Source organism: Shimia sp. MIT1388, assembly GCF_047124445.1.
Classification (GTDB): Bacteria; Pseudomonadota; Alphaproteobacteria; order Rhodobacterales; family Rhodobacteraceae; genus Shimia.
In genome coordinates, this window is record NZ_CP138921.1 from 3,438,730 (window position 1) to 3,456,593 (window position 17,864).

Genomic DNA, 17,864 nt, shown 5'->3' on the forward strand with positions numbered 1-17,864 from the left:
GCACGTTAGAAGAGCCCGTAAAGTGACTCGTTCCGAGTGTCACACGTTTGAGGGCTTTCAATGCATAGACTGATCCAACGCGGCCTGATGTTTGGCAACCTGATCGAAGTGGCCTCGCCTGTGCTCGTCGAGCGCTACAATCGAGCGCTGAAACATCTGACGGGCAAAACCACCAGCCTCACCGATTTTCACATCGATATCTCGGGCTATTCGCCGGAGATTGGCGACGAGCTCGAAGATCATCTCTATCTCAACCACGGGGGCTGCAATCGGCAGTTCATCCTGCTGACCACGGATCAGAAATCCGCGCCGTTGTTGAACATCAAGTTCTCCACCAGCCGGGATATCTTGCGGCATTTCATTGAGGAAAACGAGCCGCAGCTGTTTGCTCTGACCGCGCGGGATGCCGTCGCAGGTGAGTTGGTGAACTCGGTGTTTTCTGTGAGCCAGCCCAGCAAGCTCATGGACATTCGCAAGGTCACCATTGAGGCGGACACCACCGAAGGCACACTGCGTGATGCGGAGAAGCTTGGAGAGTTGGCGGATCGTTTCAAGCAGGAGGAAGACGGCTGGTTTGACGATGTGCTGATCGCGGACATGATCACGCTGGCCAAACGCACAGGCGATGTGACGCGCAATCCGGTGAAGCTCAAACATATGGAGTTTGATCAGCAGGATTATTGGACCGCGCATTTTGGCGGGGTCTACCTGTTCCGCGGCTTGGCGCATCCGGCGGTGATCACGGCGGGTAGTAAGACGGAGCTGGGCAAGCTGCCGATCAAGTATACGTTTGATTTCAAAGACCGAAATCAGATTGCGAAGTTTCTGGATTACAACGATCTGGCCGAGCCTATTGTGAAAGCGCGGGGCGTGGATGGCACGGCGATTTTGCGCCAGAAGATGGATTTCATCGTTGTGGATGCGGCGCAGGAGGCGGGCGTGGACCTGACCGGCGCGACGCGCAGCGACATTCGCCGTCTGGCGCGGCAACATGCGGAGCAACTGCCACCCGAATACCATGAACTGCGTAAGATGGTGGATTGGGCCGAAAGCGACGGCAAATGGCCCAAGATCACCAGCGATCATCCGGCCTATTTCTACACGCTGCGCGCCACGGACACAGATCAGCGCGATCTGGTGAATATGCTGCTGGCGGAGCTTGCACCAAAGGATATCCGACAGCTGTTTATCTGCCACAAAGAGGTGTTTTATCGCCTTTATCAAGGTTGGTCAGAGACCAAGAAGAGCTTTGTGGCGGATTTCCTGGAGCGTGAGTATCAAGTCGACAAGGTTGGCGCGCGCGAGGCTCTGTTTGGCTTTGACGCACCATTGGAGATGCCCCGTGTGACGCGGCGGGCGTCTGAGGATATGATCGCACGGGTTGGGCCGTGGGGCGCGATAAGGAGGTAGATCATGTTTGCATTGGCCAGACTGGCGGTTGTGGGCTTTGTCGTGCTCACCATTGTCTACATCTGTCTGTCGCTTTATTCGCGTTCCAAACGGCGCGACAAGCTGGAGGCGGAATGGGACCGCGAGGGCATGAGCGGCGATCGGGATGCTTTTATTGAGCAAGGCTTGCAAGACTATGATGGCTCTTTGCGTCGCAAATTGATCTGGGGTGTCTATATCATCCCTGTGACCATCGTGATCGCGTTGATCTACTTTATGAATTTCCACTAGGGGGACCAAAGAATGGTCTATGTGAAATGGGGTTTCTGGACGCTGTTCTGGCTGTTTGTGGCTGCGTTTTTTCACTACACGCTGCCACAGCATGATGTGGTGCGGATCACCGACACCTATGAAAAGCGGATCGATTTTGGTGAGAACTCGACTTTCTGGGCCAAAGAAGACAGCGGCAATGCAACCGGCAACGTGAACCGGGATGTGTTCTTCATTCAGACTAAGTTTCCGAATGAAAAGGTGATGGTCTATCGCAACGAGGACACCTCGGCAGGTTGGCCACCCTACTTCAAGTTTGACACCGCCAATTTGCAGGCGGAAGCGGCGGATATGAAGTCATCCGCGGATGCGCCCCAATGGGTGGCTGTAAAGCATTACGGCTGGCGCAATGAGTTCCTGTCGATCTATCCAAACGCCGTCGGTGTGAAGGCTGTGGAAGGGCCGGATGTGACCGTTATTCCATGGTTGAACATCCTGATCCTGACCGTATTTTTCGCTTTTGTTTGGGCGATTTACGTACGCTGGCGGCGCTTCCGTCAGGCGCGGATCGATCCGGTGCTCGAGGATATGGGCGACAGTCTTGAGGCTGCTGGCGACAATCTGGCTGAGAAGCGCGGGCGGTTCCGCGCCTGGCTGGACACCTGGCGCGGGAAGGCGCGTTAACGCATGCCGTAGTAGAGGCCGACCACGTGCTCGGCCTCTGCAAAGAACAGCCATCGTGAGGTTGCGACACCTGCGACGTGGCTGAGGACTGCGATGATGGCCAAGACGTGGCTGAAGGGCAGCAGCAGGCAGATAATCGGCAGTACGAAGGTGAGGCCAAAGGCGATGCGGCGCAGTTTTTGTGCGTGTTTCCGCCCTATTAAGTAGATGAACTCTTTCACCAGATAGTTGGGCGCGGTGTGGGGATGCGCCATGGAGCGTACGGTGCCGCGCTCGCCTAATCCCGTGGCCGTGCCGAGGTCGGTGCCGCTGTCGGACAGGGCTGCATCACCACGTTGCCACCAGACGAATTGGCAGATCGCGGCGATCACCAGCAGCAGGATGGCCATGTTCACGCGACCCGAAAGAAGTGCGCCCCCAGCAAGTGAGAAACTCAGGTAAAGGGCTGGCGTCAAAGGGGTTTTCCAGCGTGGCACAGTGTCGAGCTGGGCATAGATCATGGAAGTGGTGAAGACGGTAAACAGCGAGAGAGCGGCACCGATCAGACCCAATGCCGTGGCATGGATTTGTAAGAAAACCAGGTCGATGGCGTAGATGCCCATGGTGAGTAGCGCAAGGACGGCGCTGACACCTTCGCGGGACAGCCAGCTGCTGCGCCATTGAGTGAGGGCGCGCCAGGCGCGTTCGGGGTGGCCGAGGTGGAAGGTGGAGGAGATCAAACCACCGACAGATAAGGCGTAAGCAATTGCAAAGAATACAAAAGCTGCGAGGCCGGTTGGCGGCGTGGGATCAATGCCAAGCCAGAACAGGAGGCCGAAGCCGAGACCGGAGAGCGTGGAAAAGACGATGACGGATGGGGCTGGATGCATCAGGCGGTCCCTCCGGGCAGTTTGTCGAGGGCTTTATCGAGCCAGCCAAGGAAGCCTTGGGGTTCTTCGGCGACGGGTTCCAGTAGTGGGGCCAAGAGGCTTTGGTCGTCCCAGGAATCCTTGAGACGCGGAGGTAGATACTTGTTCACGGGCAAAGTGCCCATTTCCGGCATGAGGTCAAATCCGCCTCTGGATTCAACAAGTTGGCTGACGTCCGACTTGGGGTCAGACAAGTCTCCGAAGTGGCGGGCGCCGGCGGGGCAGGTGCGGACGCAGGAGGGGATTTGATCCTCTTCCGGCAGGTTTTCGTTGTAGATGCGATCCACACAGAGGGTGCATTTCTTCATCACGCCTTCTGCTTGGTCCAGCTCGCGGGCGCCATAGGGGCAGGCCCAGGCGCAGAGGCCGCAGCCGATGCAGTGGTCTTCGTTGACCAGCACGATGCCGTCCTCAACGCGTTTGTAGCTTGCGCCCGTGGGGCAGACCGTGACGCAGGGGGCATTTTCGCAGTGCAAACAAGACTTTGGGAAGTGTACGGTCTGCGCACTGCCCTGCTCAGGTTGGACCTCATAGCTGTGCACGCGGTTCAGAAAGGTGCCCATCGGCTCGGTGCCATAGGGGCGTTGGTCAGACAGGGGCGCGCCGTAGTTTTCGGTGTTCCAACCCTTACAGGAGATCACACAGGCGTGGCAGCCAACGCAGGTGTCCAGATCGATCACAAGGCCGAGGGTGCGGTCGGTTTTGGCGGGTAAATCGGTCATTTTTTCACGTCGGTATTGCGTCGGTATTGCGACTGTATCGCGGAGGTGCGGATTTTGAGGCTTTTATGTCTCATTTACCCACCTTCCATTCCAGATGATCCGGGCCTTGGGGCACTGGTGACTTGATAGGACCAAAGGCCGGTTGGCTCTCCGTTGGCGCATCCGCTTTCTCGATTTTCACCCGCAGGTCGAACCACGCGGCTTGGCCGGTGATGGGATCCGAGTTGGCCCATCGCAAGCCGTCGCCTTTGGGGGGCAGCAGTTCATGGATCAGGTGGTTGAGCAGGAACCCCTTGTTGGCCTCGGGCGCGTCCTCGGACAGGGCCCAGGCGCCTTTGCGTTTGCCAATCGCGTTCCAGGTCCAGACGGTGTTCTCGTTGAGCGCGGCCTGATGGGCCACAGGCACGGTGATCTCGCCGTGGGCAGAGGTCACGCGGGCCCAGTCGCCCTCGGCAAAGCCGTGTTTCTCCCAGAGTTTGGTCGGAAGGTAGAGCGGGTTTTCGCCGTGCAACTGGCGCAGCCATGCGTTTTGGGTGCCCCAGCTGTGATACATCGCCATCGGGCGTTGGGTGAGCGCGTGCACGTCAAACTCGTCCGGATCAACGCGGGCGTCTTCCAGCGGTGCGTACCAGATAGGCAGCGGCTCCATGACCTCTTTGAGGCGGTCCCGCAGGTGATCCGGCGGTTGCAGGTCTCCATGCCCTTCGGCGGCGCGCTGGAACTTGCGCATCGGTTCCACATAGAGCTGGAACAGGAAAGGTTGTGGTGCGTCATAGAGACCGATTTGCACGGCCCAGTCCTGATAGTGCTGGTTCCATGGTTTCATGTAGAGCGCATTGTCCGGCACGTGTTCGATGGCAAAGCCACCGTTTTCGATATAGCGCTGAAGCTGATCTGGGTTGACCTCGCCACGACCAAATTGGTCGCCGTCTTCGCCGCGGAACCCCGCAAGAGGCCCAACGCCAGGACGACGTTCATGGTTCACGATGTAGTCGGCGTAGTCCTTCCACTTTGGTGAGCCGTCCTCATTGAGGAAATGTGGCAGGCCAATGCGGGCACCAAGCTCGATCAGCACCGATTGGAAGCCGCGCACGTCGCGGTCGGGCTCGATCACCGGCCAGCGGATCGCGTCCGCCGCGCCGTCGGCTTCGCAGATTGGGCGGTCCAAAAGCGAGATGCAGTCGTGGCGCTCTAGATAGGTTGTGTCCGGCAGGATCAGGTCGGCATAGGCGACCATCTCGGAGCTGTAGGCATCGGAGTAGATAATGCGCGGGATGCGATAGCCGCCGTCGTCATTGCGGTCGGTTAGCATCTTGATCACTCCCGAGGTGTTCATCGAGGAGTTCCACGACATGTTGGCCATGTACATGAACAGCGTGTCGATCGGGTAAGGATCCTGTGCGTGCGCGTTGGAGATCACCATATGCATCAGGCCGTGCACGGACATGGGGTTTTCCCATGTGAAGGCCTTGTCGATGCGACAGGCGGAGCCGTCTTCGTTGATTTGCAGGTCTTCGGGGCCGCGCGGGAAGCCGAGGTGTGGACCTGCGAGCGGCTTGCCGGGACGACCGTAGCCGTGGGGCGTTGGGTGGGCCTCAACCGGCTTGGGATAGGGCGGTTTGAAGCGGAAGCCGCCGGGAACTTCGACGGTGCCCAAGAGGATTTGCAGCACGTGTAGGGCGCGGCAGGTCTGGAAGCCGTTGGAATGGGCAGAGATGCCGCGCATGGCGTGGAAGCTGACCGGGCGACCCGTCATCGTTTTGTTGGTTTCGCCGCGGAAGTCGGTCCATTCCTGCTCCAGCTCAAAGGCTTCGTCAAAGGCCACACGCGCCAGTTCAGCGGCGATGGTTTTGATTTTTTGGGCGGAGATGCCGGTTTTCTCGGCGACGTTTTCCGGCGCGTATTGTGGGTCGAGGTATTTCTCGGCCATCAGGTGCATCACTGTGCGGTGAGTGACACCGGCCTGACGGTAGGTGGCCGACAGATCTGGGCGCACGCCTTTCTGGTCAAACGGTGCGGGCTTGCCGGTTTTGCGGTCAATCACCAGCTGTTTGCCATCCGCGTCGCGCATCAACAGGCCAGTTTCGGCGTCCACCAGAACGGCGGCATTTGTGTATTGCGCGAGGTAGTGCAGGTCGATTTTGCCCGCTTTCATCAGCTCATGCACGAGGCTGAGGATGAAGAGTCCATCAGTGCCCGGTGTAATGCCCACCCATTCATCTGCAACTGCGTTATAGCCGGAGCGGACCGGGTTCACGCCAATGACTTTGGCGCCACGGGCTTTGATCTTGCCAATGCCGGCTTTGATCGGGTTGCTGTCGTGGTCCTCCGCCACACCAAAGATCATGAAGAGTTTGGTGTGGTCCCAATCCGGTTGACCAAATTCCCAGAACGCCCCACCCATGGTGTAGATGCCCGCCGCCGCCATGTTGACCGAGCAGAAGCCGCCGTGGGCGGCATAGTTGGGCGTGCCAAAGTGCTGCGCCCAGAAGCTGGTGAAGCTTTGGGATTGGTCGCGGCCGGTAAAGAAGGCCAATTTGTGCGGCGCAGTTTCGTGTAACTCGGTGAGCCAACCGACGGCGGTGCTCATTGCCTCTTCCCAGCTGATCTCCTCGTATTCCCCAGAGCCACGCGGACCGACCCGTTTGAGAGGCTTTTTGAGGCGGGACGGCGCGTTGACCTGCATGATGCCGGCAGAGCCTTTGGCGCAAAGCACGCCCTTGTTCACAGGGTGGTCACGGTTGCCTTCGATATAGGCAACTTTGCCGTCTTTCATGTGCACGTTGATGCCACAGCGGCAGGCGCACATGTAGCAGGTTGTCTGGCGCACCTCGTCAGAGACTTTGGGCGAGGTGTCGAGCTGGGGCTGCTGGTAGGTCATGGTGCGGCCTTGAAGTTAACGTGCATCATTGGTGCATCAGTTGGTTGTGGCGTGGCAAGGGGCATCAATTTTGAAATCACCTTTTGTCCATCGGCACGTAGGGGCGCATGTCGGGGCCGTTGTAGAGCGTGAGCGGCCGGATGAGGATGTTGCTTTCCTGCTGGTCGATGCACTGGATGATCCAGCCCGGCATGCGGCCGATGGCGAAGATTGGCACGTAGAGGTCCATCGGGATGCCGTGCAATTGGTAGATCACGCCGGAGTAGAAATCGACGTTCACGTTCAGGCCATGGCGGGCGTAGGGCTTCATCGCCTCGACCACACCTTGCAGGATTTCGTACCACTCTGGTGCGCCCATTTCTTCGCCAAGTTTTTTCACGCCGTCACGCATGTGGCGCGCGCGGGGGTCTTCAGCGCGGTAGACGCGGTGGCCAAATCCGGTGACCGCCTCGCGGTTTTTGCGCTTGGCTTTGACATAGGCGGCGGCGTTATCAGGCGTGCCGATCTCGTGCACCATTTTCATCACGTCTTCGGCTGCGCCACCGTGGGCAGGGCCTGCCAAAGTGGACAGCGCGGTGACGATGCCGCCGTGCAGGTTGGTGTCGGTGCCGATGGTGACGCGGGCGGCAAAAGAGCTGGCGTTGGCGCCGTGTTCGGCGTGCAGGATGAAATCGACATCGGCCAGTTTGGCGGCGTCCTCGGAAGGTTTCTCACCCTTGAGCATCCAGAGCCAGTTGGCTGCGTGAGATAGCGATTTGTCCGCTGGGACCAGATCGCGGCCGTTGCGGATGTTTTCATGCGCGGCGATGATCATCGGGACTTGCGAGGTCAGGCGCAGGCCGTTGGCGAGGAAGGCTTCAGGGCCAGTTTTTTGGCTGTCAGCCTCAAGCGCGGCGAGGGCGGAGACGGCGGTGCGCAACACGTCCATCGGATGGCCGTCTTTGGTGGCGCGGATGATGTCGTAGATCTGTTTCGGCAGCTCTCGCGCGGCTTTGAGGGCGGCGTCAAACTCTGCGAGCTCCGCCTCGGAGGGCAGCTCGCCGTGGATCAGCAGATAGCAGACTTCTTCAAAGGTGGATTGCGTGGCGAGATCGTGGATGGAGTAGCCGCGATAAGACAGTTCGCCTTTGGCGCCGTCGATGTGGGAGACGCCAGAGCGCTCAAAATAAATGCCTTTGAGGCCGCGGTTGATCTTGACGTTTTCGGTCACGGATGGCTCCTGTTGCGTATGCGGAGGTATACATGAAGTTTATGGATGCGCTGTCGGCCAAGGTGGCGGCGAAAAACGCGCGGGTTGTGTTTCCCGAACACAAAGAGCCGCGCACAGCCGAAGCCATGCGGGCGTTGGATCGGGATGGTCTGTGTCGGCCTATGACGCTTGGTGATAACACGGACCGCTACGTGCAGGCGCTGATCGAGACGCGCGGCATGAAAGAGCGGATCGCCCGACGTCTCGTCGAGAAGCCGCTCTATCGGGCGGCAGCGATGGTCGCAGCCGGTGAGGCGGACGCGATGACCGCGGGTGCGGAAGCGCCAACGCGGCGTGTGATCGAAGCGGCCTCCATGGCGATTGGCCTGGCCGATGGGGTGAGTGTGCCGTCGAGCTTCTTCTTGATGAATTTCCCGGATGGCCGGTCGCTGGTCTTTGCCGACTGTGGTTTGACAGTAGACCCGGATGCCGAAGGGTTGGCGGCGATTGCCACAGCTTCGGCGCGCAGCGGAGAGGCGTTGCTTGGCGTCGCGCGAGTGGCGTTGTTGTCGTTTTCCACCGGCACCAGTGGTGCGGGCGCCAGTGTTGACAAAGTGCGCGAGGCGGCCGAGTTGAGCGGTTTTGCGGGGCCGGTGCAAGGTGACGCCGCGCTGATCCCCGACGTGGCCGCGCGAAAAGGCATGGGGGGCGGTGACGCAAATGTGCTGGTGTTTCCCAATCTGGATGCGGGCAACATCGCTTACAAGCTGGCGGTTGCCCTGGGCGGGGCGCAGGCCTTGGGTCCAATCCTGCAAGGGTTCAAAAAGCCGGTTTGCGACCTTAGCCGTGGGGCAAGTGCGCAGGATATTGTGGCCGCGACAATTGTGACGCTGGCGCTGGATTAGGGGCGAGGCGGGGCTCATGCGGCCCCCTCCGGTGCCTTTTGGGTCTGATCCAATGCATCAGATTGGGCGACGGTGACAGCAACCATGTGCAAAATATCCTCAGCGGAACATCCGCGGGACAGGTCATTGGCGGGTTTTGCCAGGCCTTGTAGCACTGGGCCAATGGCGGTTGCGCCACCAACGCGCTGAGCGATTTTGTAGCCCAGGTTACCGGCGTTCAGGCTGGGGAAGACAAAGACGTTGGCTGCGCCACCCAGCGCAGATTTCTCCGCTTTTGACGCGGCGACCTCAGGCACAAAGGCGGCGTCGAACTGAAGCTCTCCGTCGATAATGAGATCAGGATCGGCGACTTTGGCCAGATGCGTGGCCGCCACAACCTTGGACACTTTGGGATGATCGGCGCTTCCCGCTGTTGAGAAAGACAGCATGGCGACGCGTGGCGTCTCGCCGGTGAGTGCCCGGTAAGACGCCGCCGAGGCGCGGGCGATTTCGGCCATTTCATTTGCGTCAGGATCCACAACAAGACCGCAATCCGCAAAAATATGCGCGCCTTTTACGGTGTGGTGTTCTTTGCAGTAGAGCATAAAAAAGAACGAGGAGACCATCGCCGCATCTGGCGCTTTTCCAATGATCTGTAGCGCGGTGCGCACTGTGTCGGACGTGGTTTCGGCAGCACCGCCGACAGTGCCATGGGCGCGGCCGGTTTGCACCAGAAGCGCCGCATAGGTCAGGCGGTGGCGGACTTGCGCGGAGGCTATTTCCGGTGTCATGCCTTTGTGCGCACGCAAGGTCACCAATGTGTCGCGAAATTCGTCAATCAGGGGTGAGCTATTGGGATCGTGAATCTCGATGTCGTCGGTAACTTCCTCAAGGGTCGTGCCGTAATTGGCGAGATTGTCTGCGATCTTTTGAGGGTCACCCACCAACAGCACGCGGGCCACTTTTTCTTTGCGGATCATGAGCGCAGCCTCTGCCACGCGGGGATCATCGCCCTCAGAAAGGGCGATGATTTTGTCAGAGCCGCTGGCGGCACCAAGTATCTGGCGGAGCGGCTTCAAGGAGTCAGCTTCCGGTCTGTTTGACCATGTCAGCCGCGTCGATACCGGCCACGGAAACAGGTTTTTTCATCGCGTCGCGACGGAAGGGTTCACCCAGTTCCTGGTTGATCATGGCTTCGATCAAAGTGGTTTTGCCGTGGTTCATTTGATCGTCGATCGCCTTGTTCAGGGCGGCGGTCAGCTCGTCCATGGTGCGGGCGACAACGCCTTGGAGGCCACAGGCTTGCGCGATGCCAGCATAAGACACTTGGGTGTCGAGTTCGGTACCCACGAAGTTGTCGTCAAACCACAGAGTGGAGTTCCGCTTTTCCGCACCCCATTGGTAGTTGCGGAAGACGATTTGGGTCACCGCAGGCCATTCGCCGCGACCGATGGCGGTTAACTCGTTGACCGCGATGCCAAAAGCGCCGTCGCCGGCAAAACCGCAGACTGGCACATCTGGCTGGCCAATTTTGGCGCCGACAATAGCGGGCAGGCCGTAGCCACAGGGGCCAAACAGGCCGGGTGCGAGGTATTTGCGGCCTTCCTCAAACGAGGGATAGGCGTTGCCGATGGCGCAGTTGTTGCCAATGTCGGAGCTGATGATCGCTTCGCGCGGCAGGGCGGATTGGATCGCGCGCCAGGCCATGCGTGGGGACATCCAGTCCGGTTTGTCAGCGCGGGCGCGTTCGTTCCAGGTTGTGCCCGGATCGTCGTCTTCATGGTCCATCGAGGACAGTTGCTGCGCCCAGGCGGATTTGGTTTTGGAAATGCGCGCTTTGCGCTCTTCGCGGCCTGCATCGCCTGCGGTGTCCGATAGTTGCTCCAGAATCCCAGTGGAGACTTTCGCAGCGTCCCCCACGATGCCGACTTCGACCTTTTTGGTCAGGCCGATGCGGTTCGGGTTGATGTCCACCTGGATGATTTTGGCATCCGCAGGCCAGTATTCCATGCCGTAGCCCGGCAAAGTGGAGAAGGGGTTCAGGCGGGTGCCCAGGGCGAGGACTACGTCAGCCTCTTTGATGAGTTCCATGCCTGCTTTGGAGCCGTTGTAGCCCAGCGGTCCTGCAAACAGCGGGTGGTTGCCGGGGAAGGCGTCGTTGTGTTGGTAGCCCACGCACACAGGCGCATCGAGGCGCTCTGCCAATTCGATGGACGCCGGGATGCCACCTTCGGACAGAACCGTGCCTGCGCCGTTGAGGATCACCGGGTTCTTAGCTTCGGACAGCAGTTTGGCCGCGTCTGCCACAGAAGACGTGCCGCCGGAGGACGCCTCGAACTCGATGGGCTCGGGCAGGTCGATGTCGATCACCTGAGTCCACATGTCACGCGGGATGTTGAGTTGAGCAGGGCCGCAGAGGCGCTTGGCTTGGGCAATCACACGGGTGAGGACTTCGGCGACGCGGGAGGGGTCGCGGACCTCTTCCTGATAGGCCACCATGTCTTTGAACAGCGCCATCTGCTCAACTTCCTGGAAGCCACCCTGACCGATGGTCTTGTTGGCGGCTTGTGGGGTCACCAGCAGCAATGGCGTGTGGTTCCAGTAGGCGGTTTTTACGGCGGTCACGAAGTTGGTGATGCCGGGGCCGTTTTGCGCGATCATCATCGACATTTTGCCGGTGGCGCGGGTGTAGCCGTCGCTCATCATGCCAGCGGAGCCTTCGTGGGCGCAGTCCCAGAACATGATGCCCGCTTTGGGGAAGAGATCTGAAATTGGCATCATGGCGGAGCCAATGATTCCAAAGGCATGCTCGATGCCGTGGCGCTGAAGCACTTTCACAAAGGCTTCTTCGGTGGTCATTTTCATGAGGCAAACTCCATGCTGCGCCCGACTCTTTCGGTGGGCGTTCCTTTTGCATGGAAAGTACGAACTGCGGCAATTTGGCGTTAGGGCCAGATGGGGTGGCCGGATGTGTCCAGATCAGCCAGAGCCAAGCGCGCGGGCGATGCGGGCCACGCCCTCGGGGATGCGTTCGGAGGGAATGGAGGAATAGCCGAGGCGGTAGAAGTTCTTTGGTGGGGTTTCGCCGGTAAAAAATGAATGACCTGGTTCGATGAGGACACCTTCGGATTTGAGGTCTTCTGCCAGAATTTCGGTGTCGACGTCGGGGTTGGCCTGCATCCAGAAGGAGGAGCCGCCAAAGGCGCCCTTGCCCGCTACGGTCAGGCCTGATTGGTCAATGGCGTCCTGCATGACGGCGCGGCGGGCTTTGAGGGCCTCGCGGATGCGGCGGATGAGGGCGTCGTAGTGGCCAAGGGAGAGGAAATACGCGGCGGTGCGTTGGATGTGGCCCGGCGGGTGGCGGATGACGGAGGCGCGCAGGGCGCGGGCTTCGCGGATGAAAGCTTCGGAGCCGACCAGATAGCCAAGACGCAGGCCGGGGAAGAGCGACTTGGAGAAGCTGCCGACGTAGATCACGCGGCCCTCGGTATCGAGTGATTTCAGGGCCGGAGACGGGGCGTCTAGGAAGGACATTTCAAATTCGTAGTCGTCTTCGACCACCAGCGCGTCGATGTCGCGGGCACGCTCCAGCAAGGCGTGGCGGCGAGCCATTGGCATGGTGGCGGTGGTTGGGCATTGGTGGCTGGGAGTTGTGAAAATCACGTCCGCTTCGGAGGGGATCAGGTCGGGGTTGAGGCCGTCGCGGTCCACGTTGATGGCGTCCACATGGCAGCGGGACTGGTTCAGGATGTCGCGCAGGGCGTGGTAGCAGGGGTTTTCGATCGCGGCCATGCGGCGCTGGGTTAGCAGTACCTGCGCAGCAATCCAGAGCGCGTTTTGGGCACCCAAGGTGATCAGGATTTCTTCGGGGCGGGCGATGATGCCGCGACGGGGGAGCGTGTTGCGGGCGATGAATTCGACCAGTTCGGGGTCGTCCTGATCATAGTAATCAGAGGTGAGCGCGGTGAAGTCTTTTTGGCCCAACGCCTGCAAGGCACAGAGCCGCCAGTTGGCATGGTCAAACAGGCTGGGATCGGTTTGGCCGTAAACAAAAGGGTAGCGGTAGTTGGCCCAATCTTTGGGTTTGTCTGGAGTGTCGCCGCCGGTGAAGCGACGGCCTAAGGCGCGCGTCCAGTCGATGCGGTCTTCACGTGGTTTGGGCGGGTCAAAAGACGGCGGGACCGGGGCGTTTTCGCTGACGTAGTAGCCGGACCGGCCACGTGAAGTCAGGTAGTCATTGGCCAGAAGCTCGGTGTAGGCGAGGGTGACGGTGATGCGCGAAACGCCAAGGTGCGTGGCGAGTTTGCGTGAGGAGGGCAGTTTCTCACCGCGCCGGAAGCGACCCGACAGGATGCCCTCTGCGATCAACTGCTGGATTTGCGCCTGAAGCGTGCCCTGAAAACCGGGCGCGAGGAAGAAGGTTTCGACAGATATGGCCATGGGCGGGAGGCTATACTGGACTTATCCTGCAGGCAAACTGGACTTTCACGTTGGTGCCATGCGTGCCAGCTTGTGCTCAAGATTTGCGCGGATAGCGGGCCATTCATGTTGGCAGATCGAATAGACAGCAGTGTCGCGTAGGGTGCCGTTGGCCATGATCATGTGATTGCGCAGAACACCATCGAATTTCGCGCCAAGACGTTCAATCGCCCTGCGCGATTGTTGGTTCAGGAAGTGGGTGCGGAATTCTACGGCGATGCAGTCCAGTTCTTCAAAGGCGTGACGCAGCATCAGCAGTTTGCATTCGGTGTTCATCGGACTGCGTTGGACCGCTGCGCGATACCAGGTGGACCCGATTTCCACCCGTCGGTTGGCTGCGTCGGCGTTCATGTAGGTGGTCATGCCGACGGCTTGGCCCGTTGGGTCGAGGATGGCAAACGGCGTCATGCCTGAGGTCGTATTCCGCGCGTCGATGTTGGCGGGCACCTCTTCTGGCGCAGGCACCATCGTGTACCAAAGGGAGGACAGATCCCCGTCTGCAGAGGCCTCGGCCAAATCACTGGCGTGGTCCTGAGACAGGGGAGCGAGTGACACATGTGTGCCAGTCAAAGTTATTGGGGCTGGCCACATGTTTTTTCCTTTCACAGACACAAGCGCCACCTGCCCCGTGGGGCAAGCGGCGCGGGGTGACGGGGGAGGACGCCGTCACCGGACGTTGCAGTTCTGTTTAGCCGAACACTTTGGTCAGGGCGTTGTCGACAGCCGTGGTGATGGCGTCGATGTCGTCTGCTGTGGCGATCAGGGCCGGGGAGAAGGCAATCACGTTGTTACGGCCCGGTACAGAGCGGTTGGCCGCACCGATGATCACACCTTGCGCACCACAGTCACCAACAATGGCGGCGATGTCAGCTTCGTCCACCGGTTCCTTGGTCTCGCGGTCTTTCACAAGCTCACAGCCAAGGAACAGGCCTTTGCCACGCACGTCTCCGATGACCTCATGTTTCTCCATCAAGGCTTGAAGGTTGCCCATCATGCGCTCGCCCATGGCGGTGCAGTTTTCCAGCAGGCCTTCCTCTTCGATGATCGCCATGTTTTCCAGCGCGGCCGCAGGGCCTGCGGTACATCCGCCAAAGGTGGAGATGTCGCGGAAGTGGTCAAGCTTGTCGGACGGGTCCGACTTGAACAGGTCAAAGACCTCTTCGGTGGTGACCATGCAGGCGATGGCGGCATAACCGGAGGCCACGCCTTTGGCCATGGTCACGAAGTCGGGCTTGATGCCGTAGTGCTGATAGCCAAACCAATGGGTGCCGGTACGGCCGATGCCACAGACAACTTCGTCGATGTGCAACAGAATGTCGTACTGTTTGCAGATTTGCTGCACCCGTTCCCAATAGCCTTCGGGTGGGGTGATGACGCCGCCACCTGCGGTCACGGGTTCAAGGCAGAGCGCCCCCACGGTGTCCGGGCCTTCTTTGAGGATGACCTCTTCGATCAGATTGGCCGCAGCGATGCCGAACTCGCGACCGGAGAGGTGGCCGAGGCCAAGTTCGTCTTTGCGGTACTCCATACAGTGCGGCACGCGCACAAAGCCCGGTGCAAAGGGGCCGTATTGCATGTTGCGCTCGTCCTGACCGCCCGCGGACATCGCCGCCAAAGTGGAGCCGTGGTAGTCGCGGTCGCGGTAGAGGATTTTGTGTTTCTTGCCGCCGTATTTCTTATGCGCAATCTGACGGATCATTTTGAAGGCTTTCTCGTTGGCCTCTGATCCGGAGTTGGTGAAGTAGACGCGGCTCATGCCGGGCATTTTTTCAACCAACTTTTCCGCATATAGCGCGCCAGGCACGTTGCCGGCGGCGTTGGCGAAGTAGCACATCTTCATCAGGTTGGCGTGCACGGCGTTGGCGATGCGCTCACGGCCGTATCCGACGTTTACGGTCCAGACCGCGCCGGATACTGCGTCGATATACTCTTTGCCGTTTTGGTCCCACACGCGCATGCCTTTGCCCTCGATGATGATACGAGGGTCGTTTGTTTCGAATGGCTTGTGCTGCACAAGGTGGTGCCAGACGTGGGCTTTGTCAGCGTTCACGACATGGCTGAGGTCGTTGTCTTTCAATGTGCCATCCATGGCGCGAGTCTCCCTGATTGAGAATCTACTTTAGATTGTTTGTCGGGCGCAAACTCCGCCCGTTACGTGGATTTCGATGCCATCCTCGCGACTTTTTCAAGCAGGTTTATAGGGCCAGAAGATTTGACTGTGTAAGGCCAGTATTCTGACGGGCTGCGTCCAAAAATCCGTGAAGAGGGCTTCAAATCCCTATTTTATAACGTTTTCAACCAAATGGTCAAATTTAATTGATAGGGCCAAGACACGGGTTCGTGACGTTGAATTGCTGAAAAAAACATTGATCGGTGCCCGAATTTCCGCTCCCCTCAAGGAGGACGCGCATTGCCGGTGATCAAAAAAGAGGCTCAAGGCCCGACGAACCCGGCTCGAATTTCGCGCCAGAATCGACAACGGGAGAAATGATTATGAGCTTGAAAACGACGCTGATGGGTGCGGCGGCCTCCACTGCTATGTTGCTGGGTGCGCAGGCGGCGATGGCCGACGAGATCACCGTGGCCTACTTCCTGGAGTGGCCGATGCCGTTCCAATACGCCAAGCAGACCGGCATGTATGAAGAAGCCATGGGCACCAAGATCAACTGGGTCAGCTTTGACACTGGCACCGCGATGAGTGCAGCGATGGCCTCGGGCGATGTGCAGATTTCCGTGAGCCAAGGTGTGCCGCCGTTTGTGGTTGCGGCCTCTGCCGGTCAGGACATCCAGATTGTAGACGTGGCTGTGAGCTACTCTGACAACGACAACTGTGTGGTGGCCTCCGGTCTGGAGATCGACAAAGACAGTGCGGCAGAGCTGGCCGGCAAGAAAGTGGCTGTGCCTCTGGGCACTGCGGCGCACTATGGTTTCCTGAGCCAGATGAACCACTTCGGTGTGGATGTGGCGTCCATGGAAGTGGTCGATATGGCGCCGGCGGAAGGGGCTGCGGCACTGGCGCAGGGCTCGCTGGATATGGCCTGTGGCTGGGGTGGCGCGCTGCGTCGCATGAAGGAGCATGGCAACGTGCTGCTGACCGGTGCGGAGAAAGAAGAGCTGGGCATTCTGGTGTTTGACGCCACCACCGCGCCTGCGTCCTATATTGCCGAAGAAGGCGAGATGCTGGCGAAGTTCCTAGCGGTGACCGCAGAAGCCAACGAAATGTGGGCGGATGAAGCCAACCACGCCAAGATGCTGCCGGTGATCGCGAAAGACGCGGGTATGGATGAGCAGTCCACCGCAGATACGCTGGCGACCTTCAAATTCCCAACCGTAGACGATCAGCTGGGCGGAGCCTGGTTGGGCGGTACCGCACAAGACTTCATGAAGGGTGTCGCGGGCGTGTTTGTGGGCGCAGGTTCCATTCCAAGCGCGCTGGACAGTTATGACGGTGCGGTCAACACCGGACCGCTGGAAGCTGCCAAAGGCATGTAAGCACATGTAAGAACAAGGCCCGCACCTTTGGCTGTGGGCCTTGTTTTCAATGACTTCCCAATGAGAACAGGCGGGACAACCGCCGTGCGTCGCGGGGGCGATGCCCAACGTCAGATAGGGACCATGACCGGATTATCCATACAAAATTTGTCCATGCGTTTTGACCTGCCCAACGGCAGTCATGTGCAGGCGCTGAAGGACGTGAGCCTTGATTTGAAGCAAGGCGAGTTGCTGAGCGTGCTGGGGCCTTCGGGCTGTGGCAAAACCACCTTGTTGAATATTGTGGCCGGGTTTCTGGCGCCGACAGAAGGCCAGATTGTGTTGAACGGGCATCAAGTGCTGGGGCCCGATGCCGAGCGCGGCATGGTGTTTCAGAAGGGCGCCTTGTTTGAATGGATGAGCGTGCGGGACAATGTGCGTTTTGGACCTGACATGAAGGGCATGCCGAAGTCTGAAAGCGCAGAGATCGTTGACCATTTGCTCGATGTGGTGGGGCTGCAGGATTTCAAAGAAAAGATGGTCTATGAGCTGTCCGGCGGGATGCAGCAGCGTGTGGCACTGGCCCGCTGTCTGGCCAATGATCCGGATGTGATCCTGATGGACGAGCCGCTGGGGGCGCTCGACGCACTGACACGGGAGAAGATGCAGAGCCTGGTGCTCAAACTGTGGAAAGAGACCGGCAAAACTATCATTTTGATCACCCACTCGGTGGATGAAGCGCTGTTGTTGGGGGAGCGGCTGTTGGTGATGGCGCCGCGGCCCGGGCGGATTCACAAAGAATATCGCCTGCCCTTTGCGGACATGGGCGTCGGCGCAGATTTGCGGGAGGTGAAGGAGCACCCGGACTATGCCGCAACCCGCGAAGAGATCCTCAACATGATCTGGAACATGGAAGAAGAGATCATGGGCCGCACTGAGGAGAGCGCATAAGATGGGACAGATTTTTTCAGACCTCGGCGGTGAACT

The 17,864-nt window shown here is 59.3% G+C and carries 15 protein-coding genes; 6 read left to right on the forward strand and 9 right to left on the reverse strand.

Annotation, left to right across the window (positions count from 1 at the left end; all coding sequences use genetic code 11):
- Positions 1 to 60: 60 nt before the first annotated feature.
- From SIB92_RS16965 to SIB92_RS16975, 3 genes are read left to right on the forward strand one after another with little or no spacing between them, the layout of a single operon-like run.
- Positions 61 to 1,410: a DUF6638 family protein gene (locus SIB92_RS16965; protein WP_412553146.1), complete on the forward strand. Its 1,350-nt coding sequence runs from the start codon at positions 61 to 63 to the stop codon at positions 1,408 to 1,410.
- Positions 1,411 to 1,413: 3 nt separating this feature from the next.
- A complete protein-coding gene (locus SIB92_RS16970; RefSeq protein ID WP_412553147.1) occupies positions 1,414 to 1,680 on the forward strand; it encodes a hypothetical protein in 267 nt (88 codons plus the stop codon).
- 12 nt (positions 1,681 to 1,692) lie between these two features.
- Positions 1,693 to 2,343 (forward strand): DUF1523 family protein, encoded by a 651-nt coding sequence (locus SIB92_RS16975; RefSeq protein ID WP_412553148.1) that lies wholly within the window; start codon positions 1,693 to 1,695, stop codon positions 2,341 to 2,343.
- On the opposite strand, the gene SIB92_RS16980 is transcribed toward SIB92_RS16975, so the two are convergent.
- The 4 genes from SIB92_RS16980 to SIB92_RS16995 all read right to left on the reverse strand — a co-directional run bounded on the left by SIB92_RS16980 (position 2,340) and on the right by SIB92_RS16995 (position 8,064).
- On the reverse strand, positions 2,340 to 3,212 hold the full coding sequence (locus tag SIB92_RS16980) for a dimethyl sulfoxide reductase anchor subunit family protein (protein ID WP_412553149.1): 873 nt from the start codon (positions 3,210 to 3,212) through the stop codon (positions 2,340 to 2,342). The two genes, SIB92_RS16975 and SIB92_RS16980, sit on opposite strands and share 4 nt — an antisense overlap.
- Positions 3,212 to 3,973: a 4Fe-4S dicluster domain-containing protein gene (locus tag SIB92_RS16985; RefSeq protein WP_294116600.1), complete on the reverse strand. Its 762-nt coding sequence runs from the start codon at positions 3,971 to 3,973 to the stop codon at positions 3,212 to 3,214. Before SIB92_RS16985 ends, SIB92_RS16980 begins: the two co-directional genes overlap by 1 nt.
- A 70-nt stretch (positions 3,974 to 4,043) precedes the next feature.
- A complete protein-coding gene (locus SIB92_RS16990) occupies positions 4,044 to 6,854 on the reverse strand; it encodes a molybdopterin oxidoreductase family protein (RefSeq protein WP_412553150.1) in 2,811 nt (936 codons plus the stop codon).
- A 76-nt stretch (positions 6,855 to 6,930) separates the two neighbouring features.
- Entirely contained in the window at positions 6,931 to 8,064 is a 1,134-nt protein-coding gene (locus SIB92_RS16995) for a citrate/2-methylcitrate synthase (protein ID WP_412553151.1), read from the reverse strand.
- A gap of 32 nt (positions 8,065 to 8,096) precedes the next feature.
- On the opposite strand from SIB92_RS16995, the gene SIB92_RS17000 reads away from it, so the two are divergent.
- Positions 8,097 to 8,948 carry a phosphate acyltransferase gene (locus SIB92_RS17000; RefSeq protein WP_412553152.1) on the forward strand — a complete coding sequence of 284 codons (852 nt, stop codon included), beginning with the start codon at positions 8,097 to 8,099 and terminating at the stop codon, positions 8,946 to 8,948.
- 14 nt (positions 8,949 to 8,962) lie between these two features.
- Here the strand turns inward: SIB92_RS17000 and pta are convergent, their stop codons facing one another.
- From pta to SIB92_RS17025, 5 genes are all read right to left on the reverse strand, one after another.
- On the reverse strand, positions 8,963 to 10,006 hold the full coding sequence (gene pta / locus SIB92_RS17005; protein ID WP_412553153.1) for a phosphate acetyltransferase: 1,044 nt from the start codon (positions 10,004 to 10,006) through the stop codon (positions 8,963 to 8,965).
- A 4-nt stretch (positions 10,007 to 10,010) separates the two neighbouring features.
- Positions 10,011 to 11,792, reverse strand: coding sequence for a sulfoacetaldehyde acetyltransferase (gene xsc / locus SIB92_RS17010; protein ID WP_412553154.1), 1,782 nt, complete (start codon positions 11,790 to 11,792; stop codon positions 10,011 to 10,013).
- A gap of 114 nt (positions 11,793 to 11,906) precedes the next feature.
- Positions 11,907 to 13,367 (reverse strand): PLP-dependent aminotransferase family protein, encoded by a 1,461-nt coding sequence (locus SIB92_RS17015; protein WP_412553155.1) that lies wholly within the window; start codon positions 13,365 to 13,367, stop codon positions 11,907 to 11,909.
- Positions 13,368 to 13,412: 45 nt separating this feature from the next.
- Entirely contained in the window at positions 13,413 to 13,997 is a 585-nt protein-coding gene (locus SIB92_RS17020; protein ID WP_412553156.1) for a GNAT family N-acetyltransferase, read from the reverse strand.
- 97 nt (positions 13,998 to 14,094) lie between these two features.
- Positions 14,095 to 15,495, reverse strand: a complete 1,401-nt coding sequence (locus tag SIB92_RS17025; RefSeq protein WP_412553157.1) for an aspartate aminotransferase family protein — start codon at positions 15,493 to 15,495, stop codon at positions 14,095 to 14,097.
- A gap of 404 nt (positions 15,496 to 15,899) precedes the next feature.
- On the opposite strand from SIB92_RS17025, the gene SIB92_RS17030 reads away from it, so the two are divergent.
- Positions 15,900 to 16,898 (forward strand): ABC transporter substrate-binding protein, encoded by a 999-nt coding sequence (locus tag SIB92_RS17030; RefSeq protein WP_412553158.1) that lies wholly within the window; start codon positions 15,900 to 15,902, stop codon positions 16,896 to 16,898.
- Between the two features lie 123 nt (positions 16,899 to 17,021).
- A complete protein-coding gene (locus tag SIB92_RS17035) occupies positions 17,022 to 17,828 on the forward strand; it encodes an ABC transporter ATP-binding protein (RefSeq protein WP_412553159.1) in 807 nt (268 codons plus the stop codon).
- Positions 17,829 to 17,864 lie beyond the last annotated feature (36 nt).

Bases quoted from the DNA above. Each gene is read 5' to 3' on its own strand.
- SIB92_RS16980 (WP_412553149.1), bottom strand. From the start codon at position 3,212: ATGCATCCAGCCCCATCCGTCATCGTCTTTTCCACGCTCTCCGGTCTC.
- SIB92_RS16985 (WP_294116600.1), bottom strand. From the start codon at position 3,973: ATGACCGATTTACCCGCCAAAACCGACCGCACCCTCGGCCTTGTGATC.
- SIB92_RS16970 (WP_412553147.1), top strand. From the start codon at position 1,414: ATGTTTGCATTGGCCAGACTGGCGGTTGTGGGCTTTGTCGTGCTCACC.
- SIB92_RS17030 (WP_412553158.1), top strand. From the start codon at position 15,900: ATGAGCTTGAAAACGACGCTGATGGGTGCGGCGGCCTCCACTGCTATG.
- SIB92_RS17015 (WP_412553155.1), bottom strand. From the start codon at position 13,367: ATGGCCATATCTGTCGAAACCTTCTTCCTCGCGCCCGGTTTTCAGGGC.
- SIB92_RS17020 (WP_412553156.1), bottom strand. From the start codon at position 13,997: ATGTGGCCAGCCCCAATAACTTTGACTGGCACACATGTGTCACTCGCT.
- SIB92_RS16965 (WP_412553146.1), top strand. From the start codon at position 61: ATGCATAGACTGATCCAACGCGGCCTGATGTTTGGCAACCTGATCGAA.
- SIB92_RS17025 (WP_412553157.1), bottom strand. From the start codon at position 15,495: ATGGATGGCACATTGAAAGACAACGACCTCAGCCATGTCGTGAACGCT.
- SIB92_RS17000 (WP_412553152.1), top strand. From the start codon at position 8,097: ATGAAGTTTATGGATGCGCTGTCGGCCAAGGTGGCGGCGAAAAACGCG.
- xsc (WP_412553154.1), bottom strand. From the start codon at position 11,792: ATGAAAATGACCACCGAAGAAGCCTTTGTGAAAGTGCTTCAGCGCCAC.
- SIB92_RS16990 (WP_412553150.1), bottom strand. From the start codon at position 6,854: ATGACCTACCAGCAGCCCCAGCTCGACACCTCGCCCAAAGTCTCTGAC.
- SIB92_RS17035 (WP_412553159.1), top strand. From the start codon at position 17,022: ATGACCGGATTATCCATACAAAATTTGTCCATGCGTTTTGACCTGCCC.
- SIB92_RS16975 (WP_412553148.1), top strand. From the start codon at position 1,693: ATGGTCTATGTGAAATGGGGTTTCTGGACGCTGTTCTGGCTGTTTGTG.